Below are 17,675 nucleotides of genomic sequence, written 5' to 3' on the forward strand. Positions count from 1 at the left end.
GGTTGAGGCATGGGGACGGTTCTCATGCCTCAATTTGCTTGTTTTCTCCAGTTTTCGATAAAATAAAGAAGAGAAAATAAAATAGAAAAGGTGAGAACATGAGTCAATTATCCGAGTTTTTATCGAGCCAGCATAATCAAAATGTCGAGGAATTAAAAGAATTGCTCCGGATTCCCAGCATTAGTTCCTTATCTGAGCATAAAGAGGACATTCAAAAAGCAGCTACATGGATTGCCCATAAATTAGAAGGCATTGGCATGGAACATGTGCAAATCGTCCAGACAAAAGGGCATCCGATCATTTATGCCGACTGGCTTCACCAGGAAAATGCTCCGACTGTGTTAGTATACGGGCATTATGACGTACAGCCTGTTGACCCAGTTCATTTATGGGAAACCCCTCCGTTTGAACCAACGATCCGCGATGAAAAGATTTATGCCAGAGGGGCAACAGACGACAAAGGACAGACGTTCTTACATATCAAAGCAGTGGAAACCCTGCTAGCGTTAAATGAAAAATTGCCGGTGAACGTAAAATTCTGTATCGAAGGAGAAGAGGAAATCGGAAGTCCTCATCTTCCACAGTATCTATCCGAAAATAAAGAAAAACTAGCTTGTGATGTAGTCGTGATTTCCGATTCTGATATGTGGGACAGAGGAGTTCCTGCAATCACCTATTCTTTAAGAGGTTTATGTGCACTTGAATTTACCCTGAAAACAGCAAATTCCGATTTGCATTCGGGCATGTTCGGCGGGGGCGTTCAGAACGCCAATCATTTATTGGTGCAGCTGCTTTCTACGCTTCACGATGCAAATGGTAAGGTGAATGTGGACCATTTTTATGATGACGTCCAGGAACTGACAGAATTTGAAAAGGAACAAATTAAAGCGTTGGGCTTTGATCAAGAAAAGCTGAAAAAATCGTTAGGGTTAACGGAGTTAACGGGCGGGGAAAACAATTACCCATACCCAGAGAAAATCAGTTCCCGGCCAACCTTGGAAATAAACGGCTTATGGGGCGGATTCCAGGGGGAAGGGACAAAAACGGTCATCCCGAACGAGGCACATGCCAAAATCACCTGCCGTCTTGTCCACAATCAAAACCCTGAAAAGATTCAAGGCTTAATCAAAAATCATTTGGAAGAGCACGCACCAAAAGGCTGCACATTACAAGTGACTCTACAGGATACGGGTAATCCATTCTTAACGCCAATCGACAGCCCGATGATTCAAAAAGCGGCTGAAGCGTATGAAAAAGTGTATGGAAAGGCGCCTGTTTACAAAAGAGAAGGCGGCTCGATTCCAATTGTATCGGATTTCAACCAAGCCCTAAAGGCTCCCGTTGTCTTAATGGGCTTCGGGCTGCCGGATGAAAATCTTCATGCTCCGAATGAGCATTTTAACTTGGAGAACTTTGATAAGGGCATTTTGACGATTTGTTCGTTTTTGGAACTGGTTAAAAAGTAATTCACATATAGAAAAAGTGCCTGTCACCTCCCACATTTTGTCTGTTTCTTTGACATGATTGGGGCGTGGCAGGCACTACTTTTTTAGACACAAATTTGGTGCATGAGAACCGTCCCCATAGTATATCCTTAAACACTATTTGATTTTAAAGTGCGTACTTACATCGTGATATTATCCAATTTATAATAATTATACTAGGTAACGGTGACTTGTATATTAAATGCAAATTACAAGGAGGCAATCTATGATACGTTTTGGAATTATTGGAACAAATCAGATTACCGAGAAATTTATTAAAGCAGCTAGTTTGGTAGAGGATTTTTCCTTAACCGCTGTGTATTCTCGAACTGAAGAAACCGCTAGAAAGTTTGCACAAAAGTATGGAGTTACGACCATCTTTACGGATGTCACAGAGATGGCAAAAAGTAAGGAAATTGACGCGGTCTATATTGCTAGCCCTAATTCTTTTCATTCAGAACAGGCCATTATTTGTATGAGCTATGGTAAACATGTGCTTTGTGAGAAACCGATTGCATCGAACATAGCAGAATTACAAAATATGATTACCGCAGCAAAGTATAATAAAGTATTGTTAATGGAAGCTTTAAAAACAACATGTCTCCCCAATTTTAAAAGTATTCAGAATAACTTACATAAAATTGGAAAAGTCCGCCGGTATATTGCAAGCTTTTGTAAATACTCCTCCCGTTATGATGCTTATAAAGAAGGAACCATTTTAAATGCATTTAATCCTATTTTCTCCAATGGCTCTCTAATGGATATTGGCGTTTATTGTATATATCCAATGGTTGCTTTATTCGGAAAACCCTTACAAATAAAAGCCAATGGTTTATTGCTTGAGTCTGGAGTAGATGGGGAAGGAAGTATCCTTTGTAAATATAAAGAGAGCGAAGCCGTTGTCGTACACTCCAAAATAACCACTTCCTATATCCCATCAGAAATTCAGGGAGAACTAGGAAGCATCATAATCGACCAAATTGAAACTCCGACAAATGTGCAAATTCGATACCAGGATGGAAGTTTTGAAGATATTACTCAATTACAAGAAGATCATTCAATGTATTATGAGGTTAAAGAATTTATTGATTTAATTAAGCGTAACCAATTAGAGTCTTCCATCAATTCTTTTAAAAATTCGCTAATGACACTAGAAGTTATGGACGAGGCACGGAAACAAATTGGACTTGTCTATCCAGCCGATCTGGCGGTGTCAACCAACTCAATTTGAAGTACAGGAAGAAATTTTTGAATGCTACTAATAAAGGAGTTGTCAGTATGCAATTAATTATTGATTCAGCTAATCTAGATGATATCAGGGAACTTGTTGACTATTATCCAATTGATGGGGTTACAACAAACCCCAGCATTATTGTAAAAGAAAAAAAGAATTTCTTACAATTACTTGAGGAAATCAGAGAAGTAATAGGATGCAATAGAGAGTTATTTGTTCAAACACTAGCTGATCATGCAGAAGAAATAGTGAAAGAAGCAAAATATATCCGTGAGAATATACTCGACAAATTAGTGATTAAAGTCCCTGTGACGAAAGAAGGAATCAAGGCAATCAAAGCATTAAGCGAAGCTGGTGTAAGAACAATGGCCACAACCATATATACGCCATTACAAGGATATATTGCAGCAAAAGCAGGTGCTGCGTATATTACACCATATGTTAATCGTATAGAAAAACTTGAAGGAAATGCTATTAATGTTGTTAAGGAGATCGTACAAATAATAGAAAAACATCATTTTAACAGTAAAGTACTTGCTGCAAGCTTTAAAAATGTTCAACAAGTGCATGATGTTTGTCTAGTTGGGGCTCACGGTGTTACTATCCCTCCAGATATTTTAAGATTATGTTTTTCACATCGTGCAACGGAAGCAAATGTTAAGGCATTTATTGAAGATTGGCAAAAAGAATATTGTGAGAAGAGTATTGTAGATACGAATAAAATAAGAGTTTAATAGAAAGTAGAGGTATTTTTGGATGATCAAAATTGCACCTTCCATTCTTTCAGCCAACTTTGCAAGGCTTGGAGATGAAATAAAAGATGTTGAAAAGGGCGGAGCCGATTATATTCATGTTGATGTTATGGATGGTCATTTTGTCCCAAATATAACAATTGGCCCACTAATTGTAGAGGCAATCCGGCCAGTTACAAAATTACCATTAGATGTTCATTTAATGATAGAAAGTCCCGAAAGATACATTGGAGCGTTTGTAAAAGCAGGTGCGGATATTATAACAGTTCATGTTGAAGCATGCACACATTTGCATAGTGTCATTCACCAAATTAAATCGGCAGGCATAAAGGCAGGAGTAGTATTAAATCCACACACCCCAGTCTCTTTAATTCAACATATTCTAGAAGATATCGACCTTGTATTGCTGATGACAGTAAATCCAGGCTTTGGCGGGCAATCTTTCATACATTCTGTCCTGCCAAAAATTAGACAGGTTGCAAGAATGGTAGAAGAGAAAAATTTGGATGTTGAAATTGAAGTAGATGGCGGAGTAAACGCGGAAACAGCCAAACTCTGCATTGAGGCAGGAGCGAATGTCCTTGTTGCTGGATCAGCCATATATAATCAATCTGATCGAAGTAAGGCAATTAGAGAAATTAGGAATTCGACTACCAATCTAGTTCAGAAGGTTTAACAATTTAATAAAACATTGCCTAATCCCCATCCTTCAAATTAGAGATGGGGATTATTTTTATGTTATTGTTGTTCATTAAAAAGAGTTTAGGATTTTGTTTGATTGTTCTGGTAAAGCGGTTTCAATATATTGTTTTCCCCATTCATGCATTGCCTCGAGAATTGGCAAAAGACTTTTTCCGCGTTCTGTCAGTGAATATTCCACTTTCGGAGGAACAACCGGATACACTACCCGTGAAATGATCAGGTCATCCTCAAGTTCCCTTAATTGGCTTACAAGCATCCGATGAGTAATTCCCGGGATCATCGACTTTAATTCACCAAACCGTTTTGTTCCCTCTTTCCCTAAATGCCACATAATCAGCATCTTCCATTTTCCGCTAATAATGGATAAGGTTAATTCTTTTTCACAATTAAAGATTTTCTCACATAAATGGCCCATTTTGTCTTCCTCCTTGCTCTCCTAAAGTCAGAATTATCGGAATTAAGTGTATTTTTCTATACTATATAATAAAAAAGTGCGTACTTACAAACAAAATTTTTTGAGATTATACTATTTTCATAAGAAACAATAACAAACTACTGGTAAATTTGTTGATAAAAGGGTTTTAGAAATCTAAAAATCAGGAGGGGAAAGCATGAATGGTGTAATGATTCCTAAGGAGTTTAAATCGGTTGTCAGTGATTTCAACAGTATGAAGCCATCGAAATTGGATTCGTTGACATTCGTTTTGTTTGGCGCTACCGGTGATTTGGCAAAGAGAAAAATATTTCCTTCGCTGTTTAATTTATTTTTGGATAGAAAAATGCCCGATTCAGTAACCATTATTGGATTAGGCAGAAGAGAATGGTCCGATGAAGCATTTCAAAAACATGTTGAAAAATCACTGCAATCATTTTCTGAACGTTCCAATAATGTAGACGCTTACAAGATAAAGGAATTTTTACGTTTTTTTCATTATCGAACTTTAGATGTTACGGAGCAAGAAGGTTATAAGCAATTACTAAATGTCATTCAAAAATATGAGGAAGAGTTGAGTATTCCTGAAAACCGCATCTTTTATTTATCCGTTGCCCCTGAGTTTTTTGATGTGATTGCCCTGAACATCAAAAAGAGCGGATTAGGGTCAAGCAAGGGATGGAAGCGTTTGGTGATTGAAAAGCCATTTGGGCATGATTTGAAGTCTGCGCAAGAATTAAATGAAAAATTAAGAGAAGCCTTTGAAGAAGATGAAATCTATCTTATCGATCACTATCTCGGCAAGCCGATGGTTCAAAATATCGAAGCCTTGGCGTTTGCAAACCCAATGCTGCAGGCGTTATGGAGCAATAAACATATTTCCAATATTCAAATTACCGCAAGCGAAACGGTCGGGGTTGAGGAAAGAGCGGGTTATTACGACCAGGCCGGTGCCATTCGTGATATGGTCCAAAATCATCTGCTTCAATTAGTGATGATGACAGGCATGCAGCAGCCAGAAAAAATAAGTGCAAACGAGATTCGCAAGCAGAAGATTAAAGTATTAGATCACTTGAGGCCATTAAATATGGACGATGTCGGAAAAAACTTGGTCCGCGGCCAATATAGTCTTGGTGAGATCAATGGAGAACCAGTTCCGTCCTATACGGCAGAACCGGGAATTAAGCCAACATCCATGAATGATACATTTATTGCTGCCCGTCTCTGGATTGATGATGCTTTTTGGGGCGGCGTACCATTCTATATCCGAACAGGAAAAAGAATGAAGGAGAAGTCTACTAGAATAGTCATTGAATTTAAAAATTCATTAACAGATTTATATAAAGAAAAAAATGAGAAAACACCGCCTAATCTGTTAATCATTGAAATCAGTCCAAATGAAAGTGTTTCCTTGCAATTTAATAGCAAAAACCCGTTAAATAACAGCAAAATTGAGCCTATTAAGGTAACCTTTTCTGCAAATAAAAAGGATGTCCCGGAGGCTTATGAACTCTTGTTATTCGACGCTCTAAATGGTGATTCCACGTTCTTCGTACAGTGGAAAGAGGTAGAACTGTCTTGGAAATGGGTGCAGCCTATTTTGGAAGCGTTTGAGCAAAATGCTTTGCCGCTTCATGGTTATTCAGCCGGAACAATGGGTCCAAGGGCAGCAGATCAACTATTGGAGGAAGATGGATTTAATTGGTGGTAAGCAAAAAACAAGTGAAAGACAGGATGGGAGGAATGAGGAAATGAAGGCAAGAGTAGCCATCAATGGATTTGGCAGAATCGGCAGGCTGGTTTTCCGCAAGGCGATTGTGGACGATACACTTGATGTTGTGGCAATCAATGCCAGCTATCCGGCTGAAACCTTGGCGCACTTAATCAAATATGATTCGATTCATGGCAAATTTACTGGCGACGTGATTCCTGCCGACAATCACCTGATTGTAAACGGCCGCACTATTCAGTTATTAAATAGCCGCGACCCTAAATACCTTCCATGGAAGGAATATGAAATAGACATCGTTGTCGAAGCAACCGGGAAGTTTAATTCCAGGGAAAAAGCAGTCCTTCACTTAGAGGCAGGGGCAAAGAAAGTGGTGTTAACCGCCCCCGGGAAGAATGAGGATATAACGGTCGTGATGGGGGTCAACCAAGATGAGTTGGATGTTGAGCGGCATTTTATTATTTCCAATGCTTCATGTACAACAAATTGTCTTGCCCCTGTAGTCAAAGTACTGGATGACCAGTTTGGGATTGAAAATGGTTTAGTGACTACGGTCCATTCTTACACAAATGATCAAAATAATCTTGATAATCCACACAAGGACCTGCGGCGGGCCCGTGCCTGCGGACAGAGTATTATTCCGACAACAACCGGCGCGGCAAAATCACTTTCGCTCGTATTGCCGCATTTAAAAGGTAAATTGCATGGCCTTGCACTTCGTGTGCCAACTCCCAACGTTTCACTTGTTGATTTAGTTGTTGATTTAAAAACGGATGTAACTGTTGATGACGTTAATCTTGCCTTTCTATATGCTGCGAACAGCTATTTAAACGGGATTTTGGAATACACAACCGAACCGCTTGTCTCCATTGATTTTAATTCAAATTCTCATTCGGCCATTATCGATGGATTATCAACGATGGTAATTGGTGATAGGAAAATTAAGGTGCTGGCATGGTATGACAATGAATGGGGTTATTCATGCAGGGTAGTTGAACTTGTGAAATTCGTGGCCAAAAAAATGGAAAAAGCAGCAAGAGTAAAGGTAAATTAAAAACAAAAGCGGAAGCGCCCTGGTCAGCGGCGTATGGCCTGGAGCTCTCCAACTGAGATAAAGGAAACACGAAGAGCGCTAGCGATTCGATGTTGACTTATCGTAGGGCGGAGAGCGAAGGACACTAGCCGCTAGGGCGCTGGAGCTGGACGTAGCAAATTAAAAAATCCCTGTCAAGGATTGACAGGGATTTCCAATGATTAAGTCATTTTAGCAATAAGATCAATCTGCCTCAATCAATTTCTTTTTTTCAACCAATACAGTATCCATGTAGCTCTTTCCCCATTCATACATTGATTCAAGAATAGGCAATAGGGTCTTCCCCTGCTCGGTCAATGAGTATTCTACTTTTGGAGGGACGACAGGATAAACTTCACGATGGACGATCTGATCATCCTCTAATTCGCGCAATTGATTGACAAGCATTCTTTGCGTAATTCCCGGCATCAAAGACTTCAATTGATTAAATCGTTTTGTTCCTTCTTTGCCAAGATACCATAAAATCAGCATCTTCCATTTTCCACCGATAATCTCCAGCGTCAATTCTTTTTCACAGTTAAAGGTCTTACTATCAATATGGCCCATCATCAATCCTCCCAAAATCATTATTAGTATATTAATTGATACTATATGAACTTAAAGTGCGTACTTACATAAAGGTATTATACTATTTATAATCATATTTGTACAGATGATTCAGAATTTACGGTGTATTCTGACTGTAGAAAATACAACAATCAAAAGGGGTGATGTTTTGGGTACTAGTAGTGTTGTAAAAGAAGGAGTTCATACCCTGGCAATGGATTTTCTTTCTGTCGCACAACAAGCAGCGATTGCTGCCTATCCTTGGATCGGGAAAGGCAATAAACATGATGCCGACCACGCCGGAACAGCAGCGATGCGCAAACGCATGAATCTCATTGAAATGAGCGGACGGGTTGTGATTGGTGAAGGGGAAATGGACGAAGCCCCAATGCTTTATATTAACGAAGAGTTAGGGACAGGCCAGGGTCCATTGGTTGATATTGCCGTTGATCCAGTGGAAGGCACAACCTTTTTGGCAAAGGGACAGGAAAACTCAATCACAGTTCTTGCTGTAGCGACGAGGGGCAGTCTTTTACATGCACCGGATATGTACATGAAAAAACTGGCTGTCGGGCCAAAGGCGAAAGGTCATATTAACATTCAGGCTTCTTTAACAGAAAATATGATATCCGTCGCAAAGGCCTTAGGAAAGGATTTATCAGAATTAACCGTCATGATTCAAGATCGGCCGCGTCATGACCACTTAATGAAACAGGTCTTTGATGTCGGAGCGAGAGTGAAGCTATTCCCCGATGGAGACGTCACTGCGGCAATTGCTACAGCCATTGATGAATTAGGTATTGATATTTTAGTAGGTACAGGGGGAGCTCCGGAGGGAGTCATTGCTGCCACCGCTTTGAAATGCTTGGGAGGCGATTTCCAAGGTCAGCTGGCCCCGCAAAATCAGGAAGAATTTAATCGCTGTATAAAGATGGGAATCCAAGATCCGGAACAGGTCTTCACATTAGATGAATTGGTCCAATCAGATGATTGCTTTTTTGCCGCAACCGGCATTACAGATGGGATGCTAATGCGGGGTGTAAAGAAGAAAGAGAATGGTTTAATGCTAACCCATTCGTTCATTACCGGCAAAGGAGTAAGTGAAAGATATCAGTTGGTGGAAGCATACCATTCGTTCTGGAAATAAAATTTTTGCCAGTTGAAAAAAATGAATTGAAAAAAGGAGAGGTAATAATATGCCATTAGTTTCAATGAAAGAAATGCTGATTCATGCTAAAGAAAACCATTACGCAGTTGGACAGTTTAATATTAATAATCTGGAGTTTACGCAGGCCATTTTACAAGCAGCCCAAGAGGAAAATTCACCGGTTATTCTAGGCGTATCCGAAGGGGCTGCCAAATATATGGGCGGATTTAAGCTGATTGTTACGATGGTGAAGGAATTGATGGAAGCCTATAAGGTGACAGTACCAGTCGCGATTCATCTTGATCATGGTCCAAGTCTTGAAATGTGTATTAAAGCGATTCATGCCGGATTTACTTCTGTCATGTTCGATGGCTCGCACTATCCGCTTGAGAAGAATATTGAATTGACAAAAAGGGTAGTGGAAGTGGCACATGCTGTTGGCGTATCGGTTGAGGCTGAGCTTGGCCGAATTGGCGGGCAAGAGGACGATTTAAGTGTTGAAGATGCCGATGCGATGTATGCGATTCCTGCTGAATGTGATCAATTGGTCCGCGAAACTGGCGTAGACTGCTTTGCACCGGCGTTAGGTTCCGTCCACGGTCCATATAAAGGTGAGCCAAGACTCGGTTTTGACCGGATGAAGGAAGTGAAAGAATTAACGGGTGTTCCGCTTGTTCTTCATGGCGGCACAGGAATTCCAACAAAGGACATTCAAAGAGCGATTTCGCTTGGAACTGCGAAAATTAATGTCAATACAGAAAGTCAAATTTCAGCTACAAAAGCAGTTCGTGAAGTATTAAGTGCGAAGCCAAAAGAATACGACCCACGCAAATTCTTGGGACCTGCACGTGAAGCAATTAAAGATACAGTGAAAGGCAAAATGCGTGAATTCGGTTCTTCAGGAAAAGCTCAGCACGCGGAAGCCTGCTTGGTGACAAACTAAGGGGCCAATATAGGGAGAAAGGGGAAGCATGATGATTGAGCAAAAGGTAGATTTGGATCTGCTATCCATTAACACGATTAGAACGCTAAGCATTGATGCAATTGAAAAAGCCGGAACAGGCCATCCCGGTATGCCGATGGGTGCAGCGCCGATGGCTTACACCCTTTGGACGAAGTTTATGAATTATAATCCAAAAAATCCAGGCTGGTTTAACCGTGATCGTTTTGTCTTATCCGCAGGCCATGGATCGATGCTGTTATACAGCTTATTGCATTTAACAGGATATGACTTGTCACTCTCTGACTTAAAAAATTTCCGCCAATGGCAAAGTAAAACACCTGGGCATCCTGAATTTGGCCATACCGCTGGAGTGGATGCCACAACGGGACCGCTTGGGCAGGGAGTTGCAATGGCTGTCGGGATGGCGATGGCAGAAAGACATTTGGCATCCGTGTATAATCGCCCAGATTTCAATGTGATTGACCACTGCACCTATAGTATTTGTGGTGATGGGGATTTGATGGAAGGTGTAGCAGCCGAAGCAGCTTCACTTGCTGGTCATTTGAAACTTGGCCGTTTAATTGTGTTATATGATTCAAATGATATTTCCCTTGACGGCGATCTCCATATGTCATTTAGTGAAAGCGTTCAGGAGCGTTTCGAAGCATATGGCTGGCAAGTATTGCGGGTCGAAGATGGGAATGATGTCGAGAAAATAGCGGGAGCGTTAGCTGCTGCCAAGGCTAATCAAGAACAGCCAACCTTAATCGAAGTGAAAACAACCATTGGTTATGGTTCTCCTAATAAAGGCGGCAAGTCTGCTTCTCATGGTGCTCCGCTTGGGAAAGCAGAAATAAAACTTGTAAAAGGGCAATACAACTGGGAATTTGAAGAGGATTTTTATATCCCAGAGGATGTAAAACTGTATTTTAAGCAGCTGGAAGAGGCATCCGGGAAGAAGGAACAGGCTTGGAATAACTTGTTTGCCAAGTATGAGGAAGCCTACCCCTCTCTTGCAAACGAATTAAGATCTGCCATTAGCGGGCAGCTTCCTGAAGGCTGGGATGAGGATGTTCCGCAATATCAAGTTGGCAAGGATACGCTTGCAACTCGTTCTTCAGGCGGAGAGGTGTTAAACGCCCTTGCGAAAAGAGTTCCGCAATTATTTGGCGGCTCGGCCGATTTGTCATCTTCCAATAAGACCTTGTTGAAAGGTGAAGGAAACTTTAGTGCAGCAGATTATAGCGGAAGAAACATTTGGTTTGGAGTACGCGAGTTTGGAATGGGTGCAGCTGTAAATGGCATGGCACTGCATGGCGGCGTAAAGGTATTCGGAGCAACCTTCTTCGTTTTTTCTGACTACCTGCGCCCGGCAATCCGTCTTTCTGCGCTAATGAAAGTGCCGGTCATTTATGTATTCACACATGACAGCATTGCTGTCGGGGAGGACGGTCCGACGCACGAACCGATTGAACAATTGGCATCCTTACGGGCAATGCCTGGACTTTCAACGATCCGCCCGGCAGACGGAAACGAAACAGCCGCAGCATGGAGGCTAGCAATAGAAAGTACACAAGAACCGACAGCGCTCATCCTTTCCCGTCAAGATTTGCCAACACTTGTTGATGCTAAGACAGCCTATGAAGGTGTTAAAAAGGGAGCCTATGTTGTTTCCAAATCGAAAAATATGGATGGACTTTTACTCGCATCCGGTTCAGAGGTAACGCTTGCCATTGAGGCGCAAAAGGCACTTGAAAAAGAGGGAATTCGTGTTTCTGTGGTAAGCATGCCAAGCTGGGATCGCTTTGAAAAGCAATCCCAGGAATATAAAGAAAGTGTGCTCCCAAAAAATATTCCCGTACGGCTTGCAATTGAAATGGGGGCTTCCTTGGGCTGGCATAAATACGTTGGTGATTGCGGAAGCGTCATTGCTGCAGACCAATTCGGCGCTTCAGCACCATCCGAGAGAATAATGGAGGAATATGGATTTACCGTTAAGAATATTGTTTCCCAGTTTAAAGCGCTTCTATAAGGTTCTATGAACAATTTGGATAAGGGCAGACTTCAAGCTTTTGAATCTGCCCTTTTTAAGGAGGGTTTTGCATGAAAAAGATAGCGGTATTAACGAGCGGCGGGGATGCACCTGGAATGAATACAGCCATTCGTGCTGTTGTTCGCAGAGGGATACACAAGGGATTAAATGTGTATGGAGTGGTAAATGGTTACAAAGGCTTGATTGAGGGCGATTTCACTCCAATGAGCCTAGGAAGTGTAGGGGATATTATTCATCGGGGCGGCACCATCTTAAAAACATCCAGGTGTGAGGAATTCAAGGACACAATCGTACAGCAGCAGGCAATTCAAAGATTAAGAGAAAACGAGATTGAGGGATTAATTGTCATCGGCGGGGATGGTTCTTTCAGGGGTGCAAGAAAATTAACAGAGTTAGGCTTCCCGACGGTTGGTATTCCGGGCTCAATTGATAATGATATTGCAGGGACAGACTATTCGATTGGATTCGATACGGCCGTAAATACAGCTGTTCAAGCAATCGATAAAATTCGCGATACAGCATTTTCCCATGAACGCACGTATGTCATTGAGGTGATGGGCCGGGGTGCAGGGGATATTGCCTTATGGGCAGGTGTGTGCGGCGGGGCGGAGTCCATCATTATCCCAGAAGCCGACTATGATTTAGAAGATGTGATTGATCGGATCAAGCAGGGGCATCAGCGCGGAAAAAGACACAGTATTATTGTAGTGGCAGAGGGTGTTGGCAAAGGGCTGCAAATGGGGAAAGAGATTCAAGAAAAAACCGGATTTGAAACAAAGGTTACCATACTAGGGCATATTCAACGAGGGGGTTCTCCAAGCGCCTATGATCGAATGATGAGCAGCCAAATGGGGGCACTAGCCGTTGATTTAATCATAGAGGGGAAAAAAGGTGTAATGGTAGGGGTGAAAAATGGCCAACTAACCCATACAACCTTTACGGAAATAGAAAAAGACCGACACAAGATCGATCTTTCCATTTACGAATTAGCCAGAAGCCTTTCGATTTAAGGAAAATATCCATCTTCAAAATTCAGAATAGGAGAGTGGCCATATTGGAAAAAAAATATTGCATTCATTGCAGAACGCTCTATTCCAAAGAATCGATTTGCGGTATATGTGGAAAAAGTGAATTCCAGGATATAAAAATTATGATTCATCATCAAGAACAATCGAATCGGAAAAAAATTTTAGCGGACCACTCTATATCTTGTAAACTAGCGTAATCCCTCTTCCATTATGCAGGGGGATTACGCTCACGACTATATTTATACTTCTACCTTTTTTTCTTGATCACTAACATTTTGAATTGTTTCGATAAATTTCTGCATTGTATTTGTCAGGAATGAATCTGCCCGGCGAATAAAAACCGTTGTGATTTTGGCGTATTTTTCGGGAATATGATAGATTCGAACAACCCCATCTGCCTCCAAGAGACTAACCGTAGATTTTGGGATAATCGTAATCCCCAAACCGGCTATTACACTACCCAAAATCGTCTCCCATGTGCCGAATTCCATGATTTTCGCATTGATTCTTCCCTCATCGCGGACCCAGCCCTCCAATTTTGAACGGTAGCTGCACCCTTGTTTAAAAACAAGGAGCGGCTTGTTTTTTAATTCCTCAAAAGGAACCTCTTCCTGGTTGGAGATTAAAACCAACTCCTCTTCAAAGACTTCATATTGAGCAATTTGTGGATGATTAAAATTTCCTGTCACAAATGCTCCGTCCAGTTTATAGCTGAGAATATCCTCGACTAGATCCTCTGTTACACCACTTACAAGAGACAAGTCAATGTTGGGATATTTCTTGTGATAGGCGGATAGAATCAGTGGAAGTTTGTATAATGTCTCAACAGTGCCTATTTCAAGGGTGCCAACCGGGTTATCCGAGTCTTGAACCACTTTTAACATCTCATCGACCATGGAAATAATTTTTTGAGCATAAAACAATAGTTTTTTTCCTTCCGAATTGATAACCATGCCGCGGCTTGAGCGGTGAAATAACTCGGTTTGAAGTTCTTCCTCCAACTGCCTGATCCTTACGGTTACATAGGATTGAACATAATTTAAGCTTTTGGCGGCCTTTGAAATGCTTCCGAATTCAGCTACCTTTTGAAAGATCCGCAAATCCTTAATTTCCATGGCTATTCCCCCGTATCAATTTGTTATTCCTATTACCACATTGCTAATAGAGATAATATTTCTAATAGAGATAGGTAGTATCTCTTTTAATCATTTTACATGATGGCAGAAAGGTCGTAAGATGTTATTAAAGAATTAAGAAAATTTAAATTATTGCAAAAGGAGAGCAGAAACGATGAGCAAAAAAGACTTTGATGTAATTGTAGTTGGCGCAGGATCGATGGGAATGGCAGCAGGTTATTACCTGGCCAAACAAGGTGTGAAAACATTATTGGTAGATGCATTTGATCCGCCTCATACGAATGGCAGCCATCACGGTGACACACGGATTATCCGCCATGCCTATGGTGAAGGACGGGAGTATGTACCGTTTGCCTTAAGAGCCCAAGAGTTATGGTATGAACTTGAGAGAGAAACACATCATAAGATTTTTACAAAAACCGGTGTTTTAGTATTTGGACCTAAAGGTGAATCTGACTTCGTTGCAGAAACGATAGAAGCTGCTAACATTCATGGGTTGGATGTTGATTTACTAGAAGGCGAAGAAATTCATCAGCGCTGGCCAGGTGTAACCGTCCCTGAAAACTTTAACGCAATCTATGAAAAAAACTCCGGCGTCTTATTCAGTGAAAATTGCATTCGCGCCTATCGCGAGCTAGCCGAAGCAAATGGTGCAAAAGTGTTAACACATACAAGGGTTGAGGATTTTGAGATTTCCGAGGACTCTGTCAAAATCCAAACTGAATTTGGTTCCTTTACCGGCAGTAAGTTGATTTTGAGCATGGGGGCTTGGAACAGCAAACTTCTATCAAAATTAAATATTGATATTCCGTTACAGCCTTACCGCCAAGTTGTTGGGTTCTTCGAATGCGAAGAATCACAGTATAGCAATACCCATGGTTTCCCGGCCTTCATGGTTGAAGTACCGACAGGCATCTATTACGGGTTCCCAAGCTTCAGCGGCTGCGGTTTGAAAATAGGATACCATACTTTCGGTCAAGAAATCGACCCGGATACAATTAATCGTGAATTTGGTATCTATACGGAGGATGAAGGAAATATTCGCAGATTCCTAGAAGAATACATGCCGGGTGCTACTGGAACTCTTAAAAGAGGGGCAGTTTGCATGTACACAAAAACACCTGATGAGCATTTTGTGATTGATTTGCATCCACAGTACTCCAATGTGGCAATCGCAGCAGGCTTCTCCGGCCATGGATTTAAATTCTCAAGTGTTGTTGGTGAAACGCTAAGCCAACTAGTGACAACTGGCAAAACCGAACATGATATTTCTCTTTTCTCTATCAATCGCCCTGCTTTAAAACAGAAAGCAAAGATCTAATAGATTATTAAATTGCCATTATCCTAGAACGATAAAAAAAAATAATAAATTTAGAGGTGCAAAAATGAGCGAAAAAACATTAACACAAGGCCAATTAACTTATTTAGATGCAAAACCGGGCATTCAATTAATTAAAGCAGGAACCTATAAATTAAATGAATTAAGCATATTGCGGGGAACACCTGAGTTAAAGGGGCAAATCCTTGATGTGCCGATTACAGATAAAAAACAAGTATTAACAATGGGTTACTATGCACTCCAGCCTTCGGTTGATTATTCTGCAGAATTTACGTTTATCGAAATTAAAGTTGTGACCAAAGGTAAAATGGTTGTCCGCGATGTAGAAGGAAACAAATATGTGGCAGAAGTAGGGGACGTATTAGTCTTCTCCCCTAATACAACTGTTATTTTCGATGGTGAAAGTGATGGCGAAGTGGTTTACTTCAAAAATGTAGAGGCAAATCCTACTTATTTGTAATAACCAAACTTATTTAAAAAGGCATTGACAATTACAAACAGAATGATTATTCTGAAAATAATAAAATTGAATAGAGCGGATGATTGTTGTGGGAGAGTGTAATATCTACATCTACCACCGAAGGAGCAAGTTCCAAAAAAACCCTTGGAACCAATCTCTCAGGTAAAAGAACCATAACAGGACGCACCTCTGGAGAGCGTATTTGAAAATGCCACCAAAGGAGAAAGCTCCAAATGTTGGAGTTTAACTCTCAGGTAAAAGGACAGAGAAGGGATGATTTTACACCCCTTTTCTGTCCTTTTTTGTTTTTTTTAAAGCAATTATGGAAAAATGGAGGAATGATCAATGAGTTTACAACAAAACGATTCAACAATTTTTGAGGCAATTGAAAGTGAGAAAAACCGCCAGCTTCATACGTTGGAATTAATTGCATCCGAAAACTTTGTCAGCCCGGATGTTTTGGAAGCAATGGGAAGTGTGATGACGAATAAGTATGCCGAGGGTTATCCAGGTAAGCGCTATTATGGCGGCTGTGAATTTGTGGATGTCGCAGAACAGGCAGCGATTGAAAGGCTGACCAAATTATTTGGCGCCAAATTTGCCAATGTCCAGCCACATTCCGGTGCACAGGCCAATACTGCTGTATTTTTCGCCCTGCTTCAACCAGGCGATAAGATTATGGGGATGAATTTATCGCACGGCGGCCATTTAACTCACGGCAGTCCGGTAGCAATGTCAGGAAAATGGTTCGATGTTGTTTCTTATGGGGTAAGAGAAGACAATCACCTGATTGATTACGATGAGCTGGAAGAAGTTGCGAAAAGAGAACAACCAAAATTAATTATCGCCGGTACAAGCGCCTATCCGAGAGTGATTGATTTTGCGAGATTTAGACAAATCGCCGATCAGGTTGGCGCAAAACTGATGGTTGATATGGCACATATTGCCGGACTTGTTGCTGCAGGTCTCCATCCTTCTCCGGTTCCATATGCGGATGTTGTGACCAGCACCACTCATAAAACATTGCGCGGCCCACGAGGCGGAGTGATTTTAACAAACGATGAAGAAATAATCAAACAAATAAATAAAGCTGTTTTTCCGGGAATTCAGGGCGGGCCGCTCATGCATATCATTGCCGCTAAGGCAGTTGCTTTCAATGAAGCATTGCAGCCAAGCTTTAAGGAATATGCCAAACAAATTATTGAAAATTCAGCTGCACTGGGAGAGGCGCTAAAGCAGGAAGGGGCAGCTCTTGTATCCGGCGGGACTGATAATCATATTGTGCTCCTCGATGTGCGTCCATGGGATTTAACAGGAAAAGAAGCAGAGAAATTGCTTGAAGAAGTCGGGATTACAGTTAATAAAAACACCATTCCATACGACCCGCAAAGCCCGTTTGTGACAAGCGGAATCCGCATGGGAACAGCCGCGTTAACAACACGTGGAATGAAGCAAGAGGAAATGGTGCAAATCGCAAAAGTGATCGCAGCCGTTCTTAAGAGCAAAGGGGATTTAGCCGTAATCGAACAGGGGAGAAAGACAACAAAAGCAATTTGCGGGAGATTTCCATTATTTCAACAGCCAATCACTGTGTAA

General features: G+C 41.3%; 16 protein-coding genes and 1 riboswitch. Of the genes, 13 read left to right on the top strand and 3 right to left on the bottom strand.

Features of this window, described 5'->3' with window-relative positions; translation table 11 throughout:
- Positions 1 to 98: 98 nt before the first annotated feature.
- The 4 genes from ACFPA1_RS28365 to rpe all read left to right on the top strand — a co-directional run bounded on the left by ACFPA1_RS28365 (position 99) and on the right by rpe (position 4,146).
- On the top strand, positions 99 to 1,466 hold the full coding sequence (locus ACFPA1_RS28365) for a dipeptidase (RefSeq protein WP_378588334.1): 1,368 nt from the start codon (positions 99 to 101) through the stop codon (positions 1,464 to 1,466).
- 244 nt (positions 1,467 to 1,710) lie between these two features.
- Positions 1,711 to 2,715: a Gfo/Idh/MocA family protein gene (locus tag ACFPA1_RS28370; RefSeq protein WP_378588337.1), complete on the top strand. Its 1,005-nt coding sequence runs from the start codon at positions 1,711 to 1,713 to the stop codon at positions 2,713 to 2,715.
- A gap of 47 nt (positions 2,716 to 2,762) precedes the next feature.
- Positions 2,763 to 3,452, top strand: a complete 690-nt coding sequence (locus ACFPA1_RS28375; protein WP_378588340.1) for a fructose-6-phosphate aldolase — start codon at positions 2,763 to 2,765, stop codon at positions 3,450 to 3,452.
- A 22-nt stretch (positions 3,453 to 3,474) separates the two neighbouring features.
- Positions 3,475 to 4,146 carry a ribulose-phosphate 3-epimerase gene (gene rpe, locus ACFPA1_RS28380; RefSeq protein ID WP_378588343.1) on the top strand — a complete coding sequence of 224 codons (672 nt, stop codon included), beginning with the start codon at positions 3,475 to 3,477 and terminating at the stop codon, positions 4,144 to 4,146.
- A gap of 75 nt (positions 4,147 to 4,221) precedes the next feature.
- On the opposite strand, the gene ACFPA1_RS28385 is transcribed toward rpe, so the two are convergent.
- A complete protein-coding gene (locus ACFPA1_RS28385) occupies positions 4,222 to 4,587 on the bottom strand; it encodes a winged helix-turn-helix transcriptional regulator (RefSeq protein WP_378588346.1) in 366 nt (121 codons plus the stop codon).
- A 268-nt stretch (positions 4,588 to 4,855) separates the two neighbouring features.
- Between ACFPA1_RS28385 and zwf the strand changes: the two genes are divergently transcribed.
- Positions 4,856 to 6,316: a glucose-6-phosphate dehydrogenase gene (gene zwf / locus ACFPA1_RS28390; RefSeq protein ID WP_378588460.1), complete on the top strand. Its 1,461-nt coding sequence runs from the start codon at positions 4,856 to 4,858 to the stop codon at positions 6,314 to 6,316.
- A gap of 40 nt (positions 6,317 to 6,356) precedes the next feature.
- A complete protein-coding gene (locus tag ACFPA1_RS28395; RefSeq protein WP_378588463.1) occupies positions 6,357 to 7,388 on the top strand; it encodes a glyceraldehyde-3-phosphate dehydrogenase in 1,032 nt (343 codons plus the stop codon).
- 222 nt (positions 7,389 to 7,610) lie between these two features.
- On the opposite strand, the gene ACFPA1_RS28400 is transcribed toward ACFPA1_RS28395, so the two are convergent.
- On the bottom strand, positions 7,611 to 7,973 hold the full coding sequence (locus ACFPA1_RS28400) for a winged helix-turn-helix transcriptional regulator (protein WP_378588466.1): 363 nt from the start codon (positions 7,971 to 7,973) through the stop codon (positions 7,611 to 7,613).
- Positions 7,974 to 8,187: 214 nt separating this feature from the next.
- Between ACFPA1_RS28400 and glpX the strand changes: the two genes are divergently transcribed.
- From glpX to pfkA, 4 genes are all read left to right on the top strand, one after another.
- On the top strand, positions 8,188 to 9,120 hold the full coding sequence (gene glpX / locus ACFPA1_RS28405; protein ID WP_378588469.1) for a class II fructose-bisphosphatase: 933 nt from the start codon (positions 8,188 to 8,190) through the stop codon (positions 9,118 to 9,120).
- A 49-nt stretch (positions 9,121 to 9,169) separates the two neighbouring features.
- Positions 9,170 to 10,063: a class II fructose-1,6-bisphosphate aldolase gene (gene fba / locus ACFPA1_RS28410; protein ID WP_378588348.1), complete on the top strand. Its 894-nt coding sequence runs from the start codon at positions 9,170 to 9,172 to the stop codon at positions 10,061 to 10,063.
- Between the two features lie 31 nt (positions 10,064 to 10,094).
- Positions 10,095 to 12,095, top strand: coding sequence for a transketolase (gene tkt, locus ACFPA1_RS28415; protein ID WP_378588472.1), 2,001 nt, complete (start codon positions 10,095 to 10,097; stop codon positions 12,093 to 12,095).
- Positions 12,096 to 12,166: 71 nt separating this feature from the next.
- Positions 12,167 to 13,126 carry a 6-phosphofructokinase gene (gene pfkA / locus ACFPA1_RS28420; RefSeq protein ID WP_378588351.1) on the top strand — a complete coding sequence of 320 codons (960 nt, stop codon included), beginning with the start codon at positions 12,167 to 12,169 and terminating at the stop codon, positions 13,124 to 13,126.
- Between the two features lie 257 nt (positions 13,127 to 13,383).
- On the opposite strand, the gene ACFPA1_RS28425 is transcribed toward pfkA, so the two are convergent.
- On the bottom strand, positions 13,384 to 14,259 hold the full coding sequence (locus ACFPA1_RS28425; protein WP_378588354.1) for a LysR family transcriptional regulator: 876 nt from the start codon (positions 14,257 to 14,259) through the stop codon (positions 13,384 to 13,386).
- A gap of 175 nt (positions 14,260 to 14,434) precedes the next feature.
- Here ACFPA1_RS28425 and solA point away from each other — a divergent pair, with 175 nt between their 5' ends.
- The 3 genes from solA (at position 14,435) to glyA (ending at position 17,675) form a co-directional block, all read left to right on the top strand.
- Positions 14,435 to 15,601 carry an N-methyl-L-tryptophan oxidase gene (gene solA, locus ACFPA1_RS28430; protein WP_213147529.1) on the top strand — a complete coding sequence of 389 codons (1,167 nt, stop codon included), beginning with the start codon at positions 14,435 to 14,437 and terminating at the stop codon, positions 15,599 to 15,601.
- A gap of 64 nt (positions 15,602 to 15,665) precedes the next feature.
- Entirely contained in the window at positions 15,666 to 16,079 is a 414-nt protein-coding gene (locus ACFPA1_RS28435; protein ID WP_378588357.1) for a hypothetical protein, read from the top strand.
- A 79-nt stretch (positions 16,080 to 16,158) separates the two neighbouring features.
- A riboswitch (glycine riboswitch) is annotated at positions 16,159 to 16,263 on the top strand.
- Positions 16,264 to 16,424: 161 nt separating this feature from the next.
- Complete coding sequence (gene glyA / locus ACFPA1_RS28440) at positions 16,425 to 17,675, top strand: serine hydroxymethyltransferase (RefSeq protein WP_378588360.1); 1,251 nt, start codon at positions 16,425 to 16,427, stop codon at positions 17,673 to 17,675.

The organism is Neobacillus sp. GCM10023253 (genome assembly GCF_042653105.1).
In the GTDB taxonomy this organism is placed as follows: domain Bacteria; phylum Bacillota; class Bacilli; order Bacillales; family Cytobacillaceae; genus Neobacillus; species Neobacillus citreus.

Coding starts and splice junctions, on each gene's coding strand:
- glpX (WP_378588469.1), top strand. CDS start 8,188: ATGGATTTTCTTTCTGTCGCACAACAAGCAGCGATTGCTGCCTATCCT.
- ACFPA1_RS28400 (WP_378588466.1), bottom strand. CDS start 7,973: ATGGGCCATATTGATAGTAAGACCTTTAACTGTGAAAAAGAATTGACG.
- glyA (WP_378588360.1), top strand. CDS start 16,425: ATGAGTTTACAACAAAACGATTCAACAATTTTTGAGGCAATTGAAAGT.
- ACFPA1_RS28375 (WP_378588340.1), top strand. CDS start 2,763: ATGCAATTAATTATTGATTCAGCTAATCTAGATGATATCAGGGAACTT.
- fba (WP_378588348.1), top strand. CDS start 9,170: ATGCCATTAGTTTCAATGAAAGAAATGCTGATTCATGCTAAAGAAAAC.
- ACFPA1_RS28385 (WP_378588346.1), bottom strand. CDS start 4,587: ATGGGCCATTTATGTGAGAAAATCTTTAATTGTGAAAAAGAATTAACC.
- rpe (WP_378588343.1), top strand. CDS start 3,475: ATGATCAAAATTGCACCTTCCATTCTTTCAGCCAACTTTGCAAGGCTT.
- ACFPA1_RS28370 (WP_378588337.1), top strand. CDS start 1,711: ATGATACGTTTTGGAATTATTGGAACAAATCAGATTACCGAGAAATTT.
- ACFPA1_RS28395 (WP_378588463.1), top strand. CDS start 6,357: ATGAAGGCAAGAGTAGCCATCAATGGATTTGGCAGAATCGGCAGGCTG.
- ACFPA1_RS28365 (WP_378588334.1), top strand. CDS start 99: ATGAGTCAATTATCCGAGTTTTTATCGAGCCAGCATAATCAAAATGTC.
- ACFPA1_RS28435 (WP_378588357.1), top strand. CDS start 15,666: ATGAGCGAAAAAACATTAACACAAGGCCAATTAACTTATTTAGATGCA.
- ACFPA1_RS28425 (WP_378588354.1), bottom strand. CDS start 14,259: ATGGAAATTAAGGATTTGCGGATCTTTCAAAAGGTAGCTGAATTCGGA.
- solA (WP_213147529.1), top strand. CDS start 14,435: ATGAGCAAAAAAGACTTTGATGTAATTGTAGTTGGCGCAGGATCGATG.
- tkt (WP_378588472.1), top strand. CDS start 10,095: ATGATTGAGCAAAAGGTAGATTTGGATCTGCTATCCATTAACACGATT.
- pfkA (WP_378588351.1), top strand. CDS start 12,167: ATGAAAAAGATAGCGGTATTAACGAGCGGCGGGGATGCACCTGGAATG.